At 57.1% G+C, this 16,825-nt stretch carries 9 protein-coding genes; 5 read left to right on the plus strand and 4 right to left on the minus strand.

Annotated features, from left to right (window positions below; translation table 11 throughout):
• Positions 1 to 192: 192 nt before the first annotated feature.
• The gene (locus tag CLR77_RS19680; RefSeq protein WP_097462432.1) at positions 193 to 5,067 is read left to right on the plus strand and encodes an NAD-glutamate dehydrogenase; all 4,875 of its coding nucleotides are present in this window, start codon (positions 193 to 195) and stop codon (positions 5,065 to 5,067) included.
• A gap of 134 nt (positions 5,068 to 5,201) precedes the next feature.
• Positions 5,202 to 5,888: a carbonate dehydratase gene (gene can / locus CLR77_RS19685; RefSeq protein WP_227520019.1), complete on the plus strand. Its 687-nt coding sequence runs from the start codon at positions 5,202 to 5,204 to the stop codon at positions 5,886 to 5,888.
• Here the strand turns inward: can and CLR77_RS19690 are convergent.
• Both CLR77_RS19690 and CLR77_RS19695 read right to left on the minus strand, forming a co-directional pair.
• Positions 5,849 to 6,811, minus strand: a complete 963-nt coding sequence (locus CLR77_RS19690) for a GGDEF domain-containing protein (protein WP_227520020.1) — start codon at positions 6,809 to 6,811, stop codon at positions 5,849 to 5,851. The genes can and CLR77_RS19690 overlap by 40 nt on opposite strands.
• Positions 6,812 to 6,834: 23 nt before the next feature.
• Positions 6,835 to 7,848 (minus strand): response regulator, encoded by a 1,014-nt coding sequence (locus tag CLR77_RS19695; protein WP_097462435.1) that lies wholly within the window; start codon positions 7,846 to 7,848, stop codon positions 6,835 to 6,837.
• A 428-nt stretch (positions 7,849 to 8,276) separates the two neighbouring features.
• On the opposite strand from CLR77_RS19695, the gene CLR77_RS19700 reads away from it, so the two are divergent.
• On the plus strand, positions 8,277 to 9,101 hold the full coding sequence (locus CLR77_RS19700) for a hypothetical protein (protein ID WP_227520021.1): 825 nt from the start codon (positions 8,277 to 8,279) through the stop codon (positions 9,099 to 9,101).
• A gap of 120 nt (positions 9,102 to 9,221) precedes the next feature.
• Positions 9,222 to 10,670 (plus strand): exodeoxyribonuclease I, encoded by a 1,449-nt coding sequence (gene sbcB, locus CLR77_RS19705; protein WP_097462437.1) that lies wholly within the window; start codon positions 9,222 to 9,224, stop codon positions 10,668 to 10,670.
• 45 nt (positions 10,671 to 10,715) lie between these two features.
• Here sbcB and CLR77_RS19710 read toward each other — a convergent pair whose 3' ends face one another.
• Both CLR77_RS19710 and CLR77_RS19715 read right to left on the minus strand, forming a co-directional pair.
• On the minus strand, positions 10,716 to 13,568 hold the full coding sequence (locus tag CLR77_RS19710; RefSeq protein WP_097462438.1) for an insulinase family protein: 2,853 nt from the start codon (positions 13,566 to 13,568) through the stop codon (positions 10,716 to 10,718).
• Positions 13,569 to 13,686: 118 nt separating this feature from the next.
• Positions 13,687 to 13,983, minus strand: a complete 297-nt coding sequence (locus CLR77_RS19715) for a hypothetical protein (RefSeq protein WP_097462439.1) — start codon at positions 13,981 to 13,983, stop codon at positions 13,687 to 13,689.
• A gap of 604 nt (positions 13,984 to 14,587) precedes the next feature.
• Here CLR77_RS19715 and CLR77_RS19720 point away from each other — a divergent pair.
• The gene (locus CLR77_RS19720; RefSeq protein WP_097462440.1) at positions 14,588 to 16,573 is read left to right on the plus strand and encodes an SDR family oxidoreductase; all 1,986 of its coding nucleotides are present in this window, start codon (positions 14,588 to 14,590) and stop codon (positions 16,571 to 16,573) included.
• Positions 16,574 to 16,825: the final 252 nt, after the last annotated feature.

The raw sequence follows: 16,825 nt of genomic DNA on the forward strand, positions 1-16,825 counted from the left end.
TCAATGCACCAAAACCGACTGTTCCAGTAGCAACGTTTCAACAACAAGAATCGTCCTCCGGCATTGCCAATGCCCACCCGATGGCGTGATTAGCGCCTCGGATCGCGAGGTGGCGTGTGATGACGCCGTTTCGACCAGGGGTGCCGCGACGGGTTTCATTACAATTCGTTCACAGATTACGGGAATCGCGACATGAATGCGTTAACGGTCACCAGCCGAGAAGATTTTCTTCAACAGTTGGCGAATGCGTTCAAGGAAAAACTCAGCTCCACCCAAGCCCGAAAAGTGGCTGATTTCTCAGTCCAGTATTTCGCCCATCTGCCGCTCGATGAAATGCTGATGCGACGATTCTCGGATACCTACGGCAATGTCCTGGCCGCCTGGCAGTTTCTCCAGCAAAGGGCCGACGGTGAAGCCCTGGTCAGCATCTTCAACCCTGACCTGGAAGAAGATGGCTGGCAGTCGACGCACTCTGTGATCTATATCCTCCACCCGAATATCTCCTTCCTGATCGACTCCGTCCGTATTGCCATCAACCAGCGTGAACTGGGTATTCACACGCTGCATCATTCGATCCTGAAGATCGACCGTGATCGTAACGGTAAGCTCAAGAAGCTTTGCAAAACGATGGATGGCGATGAGAAGGGCAATCTCGAAGCGCTGATCGTTCTGGAGATCGACCGCCATAGCAATCCAGAGGATCTGCAGGAGTTGCAGGACGCATTGAAGCAGGTACTGGAAGAGGTCCGGATCGCGGTATCGGACTTCCCGTTGATGCGCGACAAGACCCGCATCCTGCTCGAAGAGCTGAACAACCCTCCGAAAAATTTAAGCCAGGACAAGATCGAAGAAGCGCGGGCATTCCTGCAGTGGCTTACAGAAGACCACTTCACCTTCCTTGGCTATGACGAATACGATTTTGTTGAGAAGAAGGGCGATATCATCGTTCAGCAGGTTCCGGACTCGGAGCTGGGTATTCTGCGATCCCACAACGAACGGCCTTCCCGGGTCAGCATCTCGCAGTTGCCGCAAAAGACACGGCAGGAGATGACCCGTTCGGATGACCTGTTCATCTTCGCCAAGTCCGCGCAACGGTCCCGGGTTCATCGCCCGGCCTATCCGGACTATATCGCCGTCAAGAAGTTCGACAGTAAGGGCCGGGTGATCGGTGAGCGCCGTTTCCTCGGCCTGTATACAGCGCGCGTTTACAACGAGCGTCCGGATGAAGTGCCGGTGCTGCGTCGCAAGGTGATGGAGGTGATTCGCCGTTCCAGCTTTATGCCGGATGACTATGCCGGCAAGGAACTCGATCAGATCCTGGCCGTCTATCCACGTGACGAGTTGTTCCAGATCGATACCGCCGAGATTCTCGAAGTGGCGCTGGATATCCTGTATATCCAGGAACGACGCAAGATTCGCCTGTTCATGCGCGAGGATGTCTACGGGCAGTTCGTGACCTGCCTGGCGTTCTTCCCACGGGATATCTACACCACGGAATTGCGGCTTAAAGCGGAGGCGGTCCTTAGCGAGGCGCTCAAGGCTCTGGATATCGAATTCAACGTCTACTTCTCCGAGTCGGTGTTGGCAAGGGTCCAATTTACGGTCCGTGTGCCGCCGGAGGAGAACCGTATCCTGCCAGTCAATGAGGTGCAGGAAAAGGTCATTGAGCTGGCGCAGTCCTGGCGTGACGGACTGCTGGAAGCTTTCTATGAGGCTCACGGCGAAGAGCGCGGTAACCAGCTCATCCAGCTTTATCAAAATGCCTTTCCCAGCGGATACCGCGACCTGTTTTCACCCCGTCGAGCGGTGATCGATATCGATCACGTTACGCGGGTGAAGGATACCGGTCGCCTGGCCATGAGTTTCTACCGGGCGCTGGAAGAGGAAGAGAACACGCTGCACTTCAAACTCTTCCATCCGGACGAGCCCATTCCCCTGTCGGAAGTGATGCCCATCTTCGAAAACCTGGGCTTCCGGGTACTGGGAGAGCACCCCTTCGAAACGATCGATCGTTCCGGCAAGACTGTCTGGATCCATGATTTCTCGCTGCAGGCCTATAGCGGCAAGGTGATCGATATTCACCGTATCCGTCCGATTTTCGAAACCCTGTTCGAGAAAGTCTGGTACGGCGAAGCGGAGAATGACACCTTCAACCGGCTGGTGCTGGCCTGCTACCTGGACTGGCGTAAGATCGCCATGCTCCGGGCCTATGCCCGCTATATGCGGCAGATCCGCATTTCTAACAGCCAGGCGTTCATTGCGTCGACGCTGGTCAACCACATGTCGCTGGCGCAGTCGCTGCTGGATTTCTTCGAGGTGCGTTTCAATCCTGCGACCTTCCAAAGCGAAGCGCAGTGCGCCGCGGCACAGCAGAAACTGGAGTTGGAGTTCAACGCTGGGCTGGACGATGTCGAAAACCTCAGCGAAGACCGGATCCTGCGGCTGTATCTGGAACTGATCAAGGCCACGATGCGGACCAACTTCTATCAGCCGGATGCGGATGGCAAGGCCAAACCTTATATCAGCTTCAAGTTTAATCCGTTGGCCATTCCGGATATGCCGCTGCCGGTGCCGATGTTCGAGATCTTCGTCTATTCGCCGCGGGTCGAGGGTGTTCACCTGCGGGGCGGTAAGGTTGCCCGGGGCGGGTTGCGTTGGTCCGACCGCTTTGAGGATTACCGCACCGAAATCCTGGGGCTGGTCAAGGCTCAGCAGGTTAAGAATGCGGTCATCGTCCCGGTCGGGGCAAAAGGCGGCTTTGTTGCCAAGCAGTTGCCGGAAGGCGGCGACCGGGATGCAATCCAGAAAGAGGGGATTGAGTCCTACAAGACCTTCATCCACGGCCTGCTGGATTTGACCGATAATTTCGTTGACGGCAAGGTGGTGCCGCCGGTGCAGGTTATCCGTCACGATGAGGACGACTATTATCTGGTGGTTGCTGCGGACAAGGGAACGGCGACGTTCTCCGACATTGCCAACTCGATATCCCAGGAGTTCGGGTTTTGGTTGGGAGATGCATTCGCCTCCGGTGGCAGTAACGGCTACGACCACAAGAAAATGGGGATTACCGCGCGTGGCGCCTGGGTATCCGTCGAGCGTCATTTCCGTGAGTTGGATATCAACCCGAAACAGGACGATTTCACCGTGGTCGGCATTGGTGACATGTCCGGCGACGTTTTCGGTAACGGGATGCTGTTATCTCGCCACATCAAGCTGGTGGCGGCGTTCAACCACCTGCATATCTTCGTCGATCCGAATCCGGATGCAGCGGCCAGTTTTGCCGAGCGGGAGCGCCTCTTCCGTCTGCCGCGTTCGAGCTGGACAGACTACAAGGCTGAGCTGATTTCCAAGGGTGGCGGTATCTTCAACCGCAGCGCCAAATCGATTCCGATCAGTCCGGAGATGAAAGAAGCCTTCGGCATCAAGGTCGACCGGATGCCGCCAAATATGCTGATCAACTCACTGTTGCAGGCCGAGGTCGACCTGTTGTGGGTCGGGGGTATCGGGACCTACGTCAAATCCAGTGACGAGACGCACTCCGAAGTGGGCGATAAGGCCAACGACGGTCTGCGGGTTGATGCCTGCGATTTACGTTGCAAGGTGGTTGGCGAAGGCGGCAACCTGGGCCTGACCCAACTGGCGCGTATCGAATTCGCCCTCGAGGGCGGCCGGGTCAACACGGACTTCATCGACAATGCCGGTGGTGTGGACTGCTCGGATCATGAGGTCAACGCCAAGATCCTGCTCAACAGTCTGGTCGCCAACGGCGATCTGACCGAAAAGCAGCGTAACGTTTTCCTTGAACAGATGACCGAGGAAGTGGCCGGACTGGTCCTGCAGAATAACTATCGCCAGACACAGGCGATCAGCATTGCTGCGTCGGAGGCCAGGACGCGGATCGAGGAATACCGCCGCCTGATCAGTGGGATGGAAAGTGCCGGCAAGCTCAACCGGCAACTGGAATTCCTGCCGGATGAGGAACTGATCAATGAACGCAAACTGCATGAGCAGGGCCTGACCCGGCCGGAACTTTCGACGCTGATTTCCTACGTTAAAGGCGATCTCAAGCAGGTTCTCAACCAGTCTGATCTGCCGGATATTCCGGGGCTGGCTCCAGAGATTGCCAAGATGTTCCCGGCGGCGATGGTCAAACGCTTCGGTAAGGAACTGGGCGGACACCAACTGCGACGTGAAATCATTTCCACGCAAATTGCGAACGATATGGTGAACCACATGGGGATCACCTATGTGGATCGCCTGCGGCAGTCCACTGGGGCATCGCCGGCCGGTATCGCCCTCGCCTGGATCGTAGCCCGCGATATCTATCGCCTGGATCATTGGTGGGAAGCGATCGAGGCGCTGGACTTCAAGATTTCCAGCTCCTTGCAGATGCAGTTGATGACAGAGCTGATGCGCCTGATTCGGCGGGCCTCGCGCTGGCTGTTACGCAATCGCCGTGGTGAGCTGGATCTGGAGCAGCACATGGCACGCTTCTCCGCGCCTATCGGAAAGATTGCGGATGATCTCCCGGGGCACCTCGGAGAGCAGGCGGCCCGCGAATGGAAGACGCGCTATGACGAGCTGGTCGATCAGGGCGTGCCAGGTGATGTGTCGGGCGTTGTGGCCGGCGCGCCTTATCTTTATGCGGCGCTGGGCATCGTCGAAGCGCACCATATGACAGGTCTGCCCCTCGAACGTGTGGCGCGTATCTACTATGCGCTGGGCGAGCGCCTGCAACTGAACTGGTTCGCTCAAGCCATCAACCGTTTGACTCCGACCACGCACTGGCAGGCTTTGGCGCGCGAGAGCTTCCGGGAGGACTTGGATTGGCAGCAGCGTGCCTTGACGGTCGGCGTCCTCGGGCAGGGCAGCGAAGAAGAGCCTGAGGTCCTCATCGAACGCTGGGCGGAGAAACATGAACACCTGATCGAGCGTTGGACGGCGATGCAAACGGAGTTGCGCGGCGTGGTGGATCCGGAGTACGCCATGTTCTCGGTGGCCCTGCGTGAGCTGCTGGATCTGGCTCAGACGACGATTCACGTGCCCGTCAGCGGCGATCGGGGATAAGAGATCACCAAGCCCCGGCATGGCGGTGCTTGCCTATAGATGGCAAATGCCGTCCAATGCAGGGGCTGTAGGCGCCGGTACCGACCCACGGTGTGCGGTACTGCGGTTTGTCGATGTTGAAGAGGAATGGATGCTTGCTAGAAAATCTCCTGCAACGTAACAAGTCCTGGGCGGACGATATCAAGTCCAAGGACGAGCAGTTCTTTATGCGTTTGTCCCAGCAACAGGCGCCGGAGTATCTCTGGATTGGCTGTGCAGATAGCCGCGTGCCGGCGAACCAGATCGTGGACTTGCTGCCTGGCGAGCTTTTCGTCCACCGTAATGTGGCCAACGTGGTTGTGCACACGGACCTCAACTGCCTGTCGGTGTTGCAGTTCGCGGTCGACGTCCTCAAGGTGAAGCACGTCATGGTTGTCGGTCATTACGGTTGTGGCGGGGTCAGGGCGGCGCTACGCGATGATGCGCTGGGCCTGATCAACAACTGGCTGCGGCATGTCCAGGATGTGCGGGACAAGTATCAGGGGCAGTTGGATGCGCTTACCAGCGAGGACGAGAAAGTCGACCGGCTCTGTGAGCTGAATGTTATCGAGCAGGTGCGTCATGTCTGCCAGACGACGATTGTCCAGGACGCCTGGCAGCGTGGACAGGAACTCTCGATACACGGTTGGGTGTACGCCATCTCCGATGGTCTGGTACGCAATCTCGATATTTGCGTGTCATCCCAGGATCAGCGTGAACCCCATTACCAGCGTGCGCTCAGACGTATCGAAAGTGGGCAGGTTCAGTCCGGACCCAAGTCTTCGCCAAAGATCCGGACCTGATTGCGGCCACCTTCCTTGGCGGCATAGAGGGCCTTGTCGGACTGCTCCAGCCATTGGGTGTAGTCCGACTGGGTGTCATCGACAATGCTGATGCCAAGGCTGATCGTATAGTTTATGTCGCCGGCATGAGTGCTCACTGTCGTGTCGGCGATATTTTTGCGGACTCTTTCGCAGAAGATCCGGGCGCCGCGGGCGTCAGTTTCCGGCAGGATCACACCGAACTCCTCTCCGCCATAACGTCCGCCGATGTCCGTCTGCCGTAAATTCTGGCGCAGGATGCGCGACGTCGTTCGGATGACCTCGTCGCCGGCTTGGTGGCCCCATGTGTCGTTGACCCGCTTGAAATGGTCAATATCGAACATGACGAGCGCGCAGTGATGACGATAACGCCGAAATCTTTCGAACTCATTAACTAACAGCGTTTCCCAGGCGCCTCGATTGAGGAGTCCGGTGAGTCGGTCGGTCTGGCTCAGCTTTTCCAATTGGGCGTTGGCGCGCTCGAGCGCCTTACGGCCTGCGGCCGTATCGGTGACATCGTAGATGATCAGGCACACATGGCTGACGGTCCCGTCGGTGCTGACGAGGGGACTGATCGTCAGATTCTGGTACATGAAGGCTTCGGTGCCCGTAATGGGCCGGTAGTTGCGGAAGCGGAAAAGATAGGGACGCTGCTCCCAGGAGGTAAAAGCCCGGGTCTTCAAGAGGACCACGGATTCCACTTTGCGTTTCAGCCAGGCGGCAGGGAGTTCCGGGAAGCGTTCGAACAAATTGTCGCCGCGCGCACGCGATGCCGTAATGCCACTGTGGTTTTCCATGAAACCATTCCAGACGACAATGCGATAGTCCAGGTCGAGGACGACGAGTCCCACCTCGATGGATTCCAGCATATCCATCATCCAGTGGAATTCGCGAATATCGATCATGCCGTTTGTCATCGTGGTCGTGCCTAATCCATCAAGTAGTGGAGTTTTTCTTCAAGGGCCGGTATCGAGTCTTCGGTGAAGAGCAGCAGCAAGTCGCAGTCGATGTTATGGCCTTCGATGGCATAGTTGATTTCGATACTCAGCATCTTGCGCCAGTGATCGCTTTTCTGTTCCAGCAGATCGCCAATCTGGATGTGCTGGCCAAGTACCGAGGGATGACCCATGCCGAAGGGGATATCCATCTGATCGGAAAGTCCTTTCAGGAAAGCTCCGGTCAGGATGCTCGACATGTCCATCAGTAGTTCGATTTCCATACCGCTTTTTTCCTCGGGCTCGTATCGCAACAGCTTGGCCATGTCGTCAAAGCTGGTGTCCGAGAACAGCAGAAGTGCTTCTCCCGAGAGTCCTGCGCCAATAAAACCCTGGCAGACGGCAGAGTACGTGTTGTTGTTCTCGGCGACGCTCAGCGCCATCCGCAATTCACTCGCTTCCAGTGTATTGACCTTGGGAATTGGCATTTTGACAAAGACGCGTAGCAGCCGCGCGAGAAGGTCGCCTGCGCGGCCCATCGCGACATTGGACAACTCCTGCAGGCAATCGAGCATCGACAGGTTTTCAGGGCTGGTCTCCGGCGAGGCCGTGGTGATCTGCGTATCCTGCGGTTGATCGTCCCGAAACAGGCCGAACTTTATGAGTAATTCGCGGACCTGGGAGGGATCTGTCGGCTTGCGAATGAAATCGAGCGCTCCCATTTTTAGAACACGGGCCCGTGCCTCCGGCTGGATGTCGCCGGACACCACAATGACCAGGGCGCCGAGATCTTCGGCAGCGATGGCGTTCAGCACTTGGTAGCCGTCGAGCTCCGGCATATTCAGGTCGAGGAATAGAAGTTCTCCCTCGCCCGCCCGGAGGCGCTCCAGGCATTCCCTGCCGTCTGCCGCGTAGTGCAGTTCGATATCCCAGTGTTCGGGTAGCGCGCGCGCCATCTGTTTACGCGCCATGGCTGAATCGTCACAGATAAGGACGTTGATCGTCATGCCTGGCCGGACTCCGGGTATAAGCCCTGATAAGGCTCGGAAATGTCGGTGGGATATGCCATGAGGTCTTGTTTTTGAGTGGATTAGCCTCAGTATAGCAGCGGGGTTTTGACATGCCTGGCTCGGTGAGGTCTTGATTCGCAGGCTGTCTCTTTGGGCCAGGCCCCTGAAACGGCAATCATGGTACTAACGTACTAATTTATTGATTGGCAATAAAATTTGGGATCAGGGTCAAATTTGTGTAAGGACTCGAATAAAATACTCGGCCCGATGTGACAAGTATCACTCTTTTCATGGCCGGCTCTCCCTATAGTCGTAACACTAAAACTAAAAAGCGTTTCCCAGAAAACGTTTCAGAGACCTAAAAACAGCCTATGCATCGGGATTCTCTCATTAGGGTGATCCTGTTCGCGGTGACTTGTGCCTGCATGTCGAGTGTGCAGGCGCATCTCAAGCCTCTGTCGGATGAGGCTCTGAGCAACGTGACAGGGCAGGCCATGGCGGCGGTAGACGTCGTCCAAACGTCATCGGAGGATTTTACCCGTGTGACGCTGGGGATGACTACGTCTGTCCAAGCCAACGTCAATCAGGTGACGTTGGGGAACGCGGCGCTGACCTCCAATGTTGATATCACCAATCTCTCCCTGGGTCACATCTCTACCGACGCCACCAAGGTGCAACTCGACGGCAACACCTACGCTGTGGGCGATATCGTGCCTTTCGAAGGCATCGATCCTTATGTCGAAGTGGCCCAATCAACGGATGGCACAGATTCTATCGACGGTTTTCGGATTGGTTTCAACCAGGCCAGGGGAACGCTGTCCGGTACTATCAACTCCCTGAGCGGTAACATTGGCATGAAGGTGATCGACAGCAGTGGTAATACAGTCGACGCACAACTGCTGAACTCGGCCGGTACCGCGACCAACAGCAATGCCCAATACATCGGGATTGCCGGCACCGGTACCGATTGCGCCAACAGCGTCAATTGCGCGCCTCTCAGCAATCTGCAAACGCTGGATATCGGCTCTGCCAATGCTAACGGCACTGTGGGATACACCAACGATTTCTTTATTTCCTTCCAGAAGAGCACCCTGACCTGGCAGGATCCGGCCAGCGGCAAGAGCATTACCGCAGGGCCTGGCCTTTACTTCAACATTCCCACCTCTATGACGCTGGATATGGCCAAGTTGATTACCGGTATCCCGCGCGCCCGCACTGAATATATCGACCGTGGGGTCGGTATGTTTTAACCCCGACCGTTTCGGGGTGCTACCATAGCGTCGCCTGCTCTTCCGTGGGCGCCTGACCGTATAAGACGTCGGCGACAGGAAACGCCTTCCAGTCGCCCCAACGCCGGAACGCGAAACGCTATGCAATCCTTCTATTGGCATGACTATGAAACCTTCGGTGCCGACCCGGCACACGATCGTCCATCCCAGTTCGCCGGCGTGCGTACTGACGCCGAGCTGAATATCATCGGTGAACCGCTGATTCTTTACTGCCAGCCCGGCGAGGATTATGTACCGGACCCTGACGCCTGCCTGATTACCGGCATAACGCCCCAGAAGGCCCGTGAAGAGGGATTGGTCGAAGCGGCGTTCATCGGGCGGATACTCGATGAATTCTCACAGCCGGGAACCTGTGTTGTCGGTTATAACAGTCTGCGTTTCGACGACGAAGTGACCCGCCACACCCTGTTCAGGAACCTGCGCGATCCCTATGCCCGGGAGTGGCAGAATGGCAATTCCCGTTGGGACATTATCGATATGGTGCGGCTGACCTACGCACTACGTCCCGAAGGGATTGTCTGGCCGCGTAACGAGGACGGTTCTCCGAGCTTTCGTCTCGAAAAGCTGACCGAGGCGAATGGCATCGCACACGAGGCGGCGCACGACGCGATGTCCGATGTCTATGCCACCATTGCGATGGCCCGCTTGATTCGGGAGAAACAGCCCCGCCTGTTCGAGTATGTCCTGACACACAAGGATAAGGCATCGGCGTTCGCGATGCTGGATGTTCAGCGCATGCAGCCGGTATTTCATGTGTCGTCCCGCTATCCGGCTCGATTGGGGTGCGGCGCACTGGTCGCACCTATCGCACGTCATCCGGACAATCCCAATGCCGTGATCGTGTACGATTTGAGAGAGGACCCTGAGCCGTTGCTGACGGCCACGGTGGAGCAGATTCGTGATCGGTTGTTTGTACCGCAGGATCAGTTGCCGCCGGGTGAGCGGCGTATCCCTCTGAAGGCTGTGCACGCGAATCGTTGTCCGATATTGACTCCGGCTGCCATGTTAAAAACGTTATCGTCCGAGCGATTGGCAGAGATGGAGTTGGACGGTGACCGCTTGCGGGAGCATCTATCCCGACTACGCACGGCGGACGGACTGGCCGATAAGGTTGCCACGGTTTTCCAGGCGAGAGCCCCGTCGGCTGATTCTGTGCCGGATGTGGATGAAAGTCTCTACAGTGGCGGTTTTATCGGCAAGGCCGACCGGGAAAAACTCAACCGGTTGTTGCAGGTGGAGCCGGCGCATATGGGCGAGGAGACCCCCAGTTTCGAGGATGCCCGTCTGGATGAGATGGTTTTCCGGTATCGGGCACGCAACTTCCCGTCGACGCTGGACGGCGAGGAACAGGAACGCTGGGAACGTTTCCGGCAGCAGCGGCTGATTCAGCCGTCGGCAGGGTGGCGCAGTCTTCCGGCGTATCTGGAGACGATCGCTCTGCGTCTGCAGCAGCACGATATTTCGGCGAGGGATCGTCATATTCTCGAAGAGCTGCATTACTGGGGTGAAGCGCTGATTCCCTATCTGTGAGCGCAGCGTCGGCGGGGTGTCAGAGGCCCCGCCGACACTCGCGCTTCAGTCCTGTATATAACCGCCTTGGCTGAGCGCCTTCTCGACAGTTGCATTCCCTGTCGTAGGGATAGCGCGGCCTGTAACCACCGTCAGCGATCGGCGCTCTGGTGCAATATTCTGGCGATAGTACCTGACCAGATCCGCCTGCCGGATGGCCGAAACGGCCCTGACCAGGCGCTCCCGCAGATCGAAGCCCGCATCGTCCTCATCGATATCCCGCCAATAGCGTTCGGTTACATCTCCCAGTCGCTTCGGCTTCTGCCGCAGGTTGGTGATCACGGCCGCTTTTTGCTGTTGGAATGCTTCCGGTGACATCGATGCCATTTGGTCAGCATAACCGTCCATAAAGAGGGAAACCTGTTTATCGATGGTTGCGGCGCTGGCTTTGGGCGATTCGATGATGAGGGCCAAGGCCGGGGTTTTCAGGATGGGAAACGGGGTGGCGAAAACGATATAACCGAGTTGCTGCTGGGTGCGCAGGGCATTGTAGAAGGGGCTCGACAGGATTTGTCCCATGAGCAGAAAGCGGGCGCGCTCAGCGTCACTGTTGTTGCGTCCCTGGATGTAGCGGACGTATGCCGTGTCCGGATGATCGACCGGCCAGTCGAAACGCAGATCGGCCTGTGCGGGCAGGGCATGGACCTGGCTGCGAGGCACGTCCACCCGTTCGCTGTTACCGAGGAGTATGGCCTGGCTGGCCTGCGCCATGTTGAGCGCGCCGGCCGCTGTCAGGTTGCCATGGGCCAGCATGACCAGGTGCAGCTGCTTCGAAAAGCCCGAGGCATAAGCCTTGAGGTCGGTAAAGGTCACCTTGCGGGCCGCGGCCAATTGTTGATCGTTAGACCAGAGGTTGCTTATCAGAAGATGCTGGGCCTGGTTCATCGCCTGCTGGTAGGGGATTGCCTTGTGGCTGTTGCGCAGGTTGTCGATCAACTGCTGTCGTTCGATCCGGAAGCGCTCTTCTTTCAGTGATGGATGGGCGATCGCCTGAAGCACCTTTGTCAGTAGCAGGTGCAGCTTGTCGTCATAGCCGCCGACACGGACCGATATCCCACGCAGGTGGTGATATACGTCGTAATCCAGGCCTGCGAGTTGCGCTGGATAGGCATAGGCATCGAGCTGATCCATGACGAGCGCGACCATCAGCTTGCTGAGAACCGCATCCCGAGGCGAAGCGTTGGCGACTGGGGATCGCAGGTTAAGATAGATATTGGCTTTCGGCGTCCCAAAGCGCTTGTCCCTCGCATACCAGAGCGTTACAGGACTGTCGAGGAGCTTTTCCGGCCGCGTCATTGTCGCGCCGGATACCAGGCTCAGCCGGTCCGGAATAAAGGGGTTTGCGGTCGGTAGACCCAGTTGACTGGCGAGGGGCGCTATCTGGGACTGCTTCAGAAGCGCCGGCATGTCGAGAGGCTCTACGCTGTAGGGCGTGTCATACCATTGGGTCTTGGCGGCCCCCTTTGGGAGTGGCTGTGGCGACAGGATGGCGACAGTGAGGTTGGCCGGCGTCAGCTTGTCGAGAATGGCCCGGTAGGCGTCTGGGGCAAAATGAGTCAGCATGTAGGGTGCTTTCAGGACATCCTGTGCCTTAACGTCCTGAAGCTCGGTAGCCAGGCGGCTGACCAGATGTATGGGCTCGGATTGCTCCTGAAAACGAAAGGCGATCTGGGACAGTCGGGCATTTTCCTGATAGTAGAGCTCCCGGATGCCGTCTTCGCGAACCTTGCCTATGGCATCGAAGGTCAGGGCGACGATGTCCTTCCAATGCTCCAGGCCTTCAGGCGTCAGCGACATATTGATTTCCATCAGCGCCTGATGCCCGGTATCCAAACCGGCGCCAGCGGAGAGGCCGTCGACCCAGCCCGCTTTCTTGAGTACATACAGAAGACTGCCGCGGCCCTCGTGTCCCAGCAGATTGGCGATGTAGGACGTCGGCTTTATGCCGTATTGATCGCGCGTCGACGGAATCGGAAAGCTGAGCTGTAGCTGACGGGTTTCCTTCAGAGACTGGACCCTGAGCAGCTGCGGTTGCGAACCGGGCTTAAAGAGCGGCATCCCATACTGGCTGCGCTTCAGGTGACGGTTCGGGATATGGCTGAATCTCTCACGTACCAGCGCTTCCAGCTGATCCAGCGATTGCTTGCCGTAGACGACCAGCGTCATGAGGTTGGCAGAGTAGTGGGTCTGATAGAACCTCAGAAGGTCGTCGCGCACCTTGTCGTTGGGGCGGTCGGCCAGGGTCGTCAGGTTACCGACCGAAAAGTGGCTATAGGGATGTGCCGGGTTGAGCGCCTGCCGAAACGCGGAATAGAAACGGCGGCTGTCGCTCTGCTTTTTGGCGCTGTATTCGGAACTGACCGCATGCTTTTCCCGTTCGACGTAACCGGGGTTGAACAACGGAGCCGTGAATTGTTGGGCGAAACGGTCCAGGGCCGGAGCCAACGCGTCCGCATTGATGTCGAAGAAATAATTGGTGTGCTCGAACATCGTCATGGCGTTGTGATCGCCGCCATGGGCACTGATGAACTGTTGGTAGGCATCAGGGGCAGGGTATTTCCGCGTGCCGAGGAACAGCATGTGTTCAGTGAAGTGTGCGAGACCAGGGCGATCGGCAGGATCGTCTCCGCTGCCGGTGGCCACGTCCATGGCAGCTGCCGCCATGTCAGTGGACGGATCCGAAATAAGCAACGCCTTCAGTTGGTTCGGGAGCGTAATTACCCGGTAGTGGTGCGCGTCGTTAGGGCTTTTCTCGGGAGTGACGGCTGCTTGTGCGGAAAAAGTGCCAATCGCAAGAAGCAAGAGGATGGTTGTAGCACCAAGACGGCGTAGGAAGACGTTACCGCTAAGTCGGATCATAGACGGCCAGTTCCTTCAATGCTGGGGGGCTTAAGTCATACCCGGATCCGCGGAGCGTCAAAACTTGCTCCGCAGAGGGGGCGAGATGCCCTGTTCAGTGGCATGTGCCGCTACGGGGTCAATGCAGCTGTGAACTGTTGTCCTGCCAATGCTGGCGTTCCCGCAGGGTTTCCTGGGCCAGGGCACGACTTTTTTCCAGACTTAACTGGCCATTGGCAATGCGTTCGAGAACGGATGTCAGGACCGCCAGTTCTTCCTGATAGAAGTTCATCTCACTGTTAAAGGCGTCTTCGATGGCGGAATACACCTTTTGCACGCTTTCGTCGCGAGAGGGGGCGTCGCGCGACACCTCATTGATCGCCCTGAGACAGGCGCGGGCGATCTTGATGTAGCGATCGGATTTATCTTCGGACATGGCGGCGTTTTCCTGAAAGCTTATTGGGCGGTTTAAGGCAGCAGTCGGGCGCCGCCTATCTCCGCATTTCAGCGTTATTATGTCATTCGCTACCGTGAATTGCATGACTTGAGTAAGTATTGAAATACTTTGCAGATGCATTGGCCGATGATCAGTTTGCAGCAGGGTAATTGTCTGTTTCGTAGAGAAAAACGTTGCCCCTGTCTTTCGGGAGTTGATGGGACGCAGGTTGACGAAACGTTACTCTGAATCTGCTCAAAGGGGGCTCTGGTTTCGGGTGCCGGATCCCGGGATGAGACCCACAGCCCTGCTCTGGCATTGGCGGCCTAATCCGGCCGATTTTCCGTTTTCCCGTTTTTTTGGGGTGTTGTTGCCCGGTTCCTGTCCGTTGCTCTGTTCCCCGTTCGCAAGGCCAGATGCATTCTGTGCTAGTCTTTAGTCGTAATTTTGTTTGAGAAGTCAAATACTTAGCTATTTGGCTCTGGAGCAAATACTCTAATAAAAACAGATACTTGGCGTTTACAACCGGGTACAATGCGAGCGCCTGCGAAGATTGCGCAGCGTGTCGTGCCAACAAAACCAAGAAAACCAGGATGGGAATGCTATGAAGTACTTTTTGACCGGCGGCACCGGATTTATCGGGCGCTTCCTTGTGGAGAAGCTCCTCAAGCGTGGTGGCACCGTTTATCTTCTGGTCCGTGAACAATCCGTTGATAAACTCGAGGCCTTGAAGGAACGCTGGGGCGCTGACAGTTCTCAGGTGGTACCGGTTGTGGGTGATCTGGCCGCTCCCAACCTGGGGTTGAGCGATGCGGATCTGCAGACGCTGAAAGGGCAGGTCGACCATTTCTTCCATCTTGCCGCCATCTATGACATGGCGGCAGACGAACAGAGCCAGCGTATTGCCAATGTCGAAGGCACCCGGCATGCGGTGGACGCTGCCGCGGCAATGTCTGCAGGTTGTTTCCACCATATCAGTTCCATCGCGGCGGCGGGGCTCTTCAAAGGGACCTTCCGCGAGGACATGTTTGCCGAGGCACAGAAACTGGACCACCCCTATCTGCGCACCAAGCATGATTCGGAAGGTCTGGTGCGCGAGTCCTGTAAGGTTCCCTGGCGGGTCTATCGTCCGGGCATGGTCATCGGGCACTCGAAAACCGGGGAAATCGATAAGATCGATGGTCCCTATTACTTCTTCAAGATGATCCAGAAAATCCGTAACGCATTGCCCCAATGGATGCCAACGGTGGGTATCGAAGGCGGACGGCTCAACATTGTTCCTGTGGATTTCGTGGTTGATGCCCTGGACCATATTGCCCATGCGCCGGGCGAAGATGGAAAGTGCTTCCATCTGGTCGATCCCGATCCCTACAAGGTCGGCGAAGTGCTCAATATCTTCTCCGAAGCCGGGCACGCGCCGCGCATGGCTATGCGCATCGATTCCCGGATGTTCGGTTTCATTCCGCCGATGATCCGTCAGGGCATCAAGAACCTGCCGCCGGTGCGTCGTATATCCCAGGCGGTGATGGAAGACCTCGGTATTCCCCGTACAGTCATGTCCTTTATCAATTATCCAACGCGTTTCGATGCCCGGGAAGCCGAGCGAGTGCTTGCCGGTACCGGTATCGACGTGCCCCGTCTTCCCGAGTACGCCCCGGCGATCTGGGATTACTGGGAGCGGCACCTGGATCCCGATCTTTACAAGGATCGCACGTTGCGCGGCGCTGTTCAGGGGCGGGTTTGTGTGGTCACCGGTGCAACGTCCGGTATTGGCTTGTCCACGGCGCGAAAACTGGCGGAAAGCGGTGCCACGGTTATTATCGGTGCCCGTACGCCTGAAAAGCTGGAAGAAACCCGTCGGGAACTGCAGGGACTGGGTGGTGAAGTCTTTGCCTATTCCTGCGATTTCTCCGATATGGCCGCCTGTGACCAGTTTGTGAAAACGGTGCTGGAAAATCACGGCCCGGTCGATGTCCTGGTCAACAATGCGGGGCGCTCGATTCGCCGCTCGCTGACACTGTCTTTCGATCGGCCGCATGATTTCGAACGCACCATGCAGCTGAACTATTTTGGGGCCTTGCGGCTGATCATGGGCTTTGCGCCCGCGATGCTGGAGCGCAAGCGGGGGCACATCGTCAATATCTCTTCCATTGGGGTACTGACCAATGCGCCGCGTTTTTCCGCCTATGTCGCTTCCAAGGCGGCACTCGATGCCTGGACGCGGTGTGCGGCGGCGGAATGGTCCGATCGCAACGTGAGCTTTACCACGATCAATATGCCGTTGGTGAAGACGCCGATGATCGCCCCGACCAAGATCTACGATTCAGTGCCGACTTTGACACCCGAAGAGGCGGCGGATCTGGTGGCCGAAGCGATCATTTACCGGCCCAAGCGTATTGCCACTCGTCTCGGTACCTTCGCGCAGGTTCTGCACTCGCTGGCACCGAAAATGGGCGAGATTATCATGAATACCGGCTACCGGATGTTCCCGGACTCAGCGGCCGCTCAAGGTCAGCAGACTGACGAGAAGCCCAAAGTGTCCACGGAGCAGGTGGCCTTTGCCGCATTGATGCGTGGGATTCATTGGTAAGCACGATCCCGGTGCGTCACAAATGGAACCCCGGTGCCGCCAGGCGCCGGGGTTTTTGTTATGCGGAGGTGATGCGAAAGCAAAAAAAAAGGTTCATCGCGGATTAGCGTGAAAAGCCGTAGGGCGCAATAATCGAAGGGCATTGCGCCGAATGAGACGCCACTCGGTGTAACAACACCCCATGACTGACCAACGGCGATACTACACCCGGAAGCTAAACTCGGAGTTTGCCTGCTGCCATGCGGCGCAATG

The organism is Mangrovitalea sediminis (genome assembly GCF_002514725.1).
Classification (GTDB): Bacteria; Pseudomonadota; Gammaproteobacteria; order Pseudomonadales; family Oleiphilaceae; genus Mangrovitalea; species Mangrovitalea sediminis.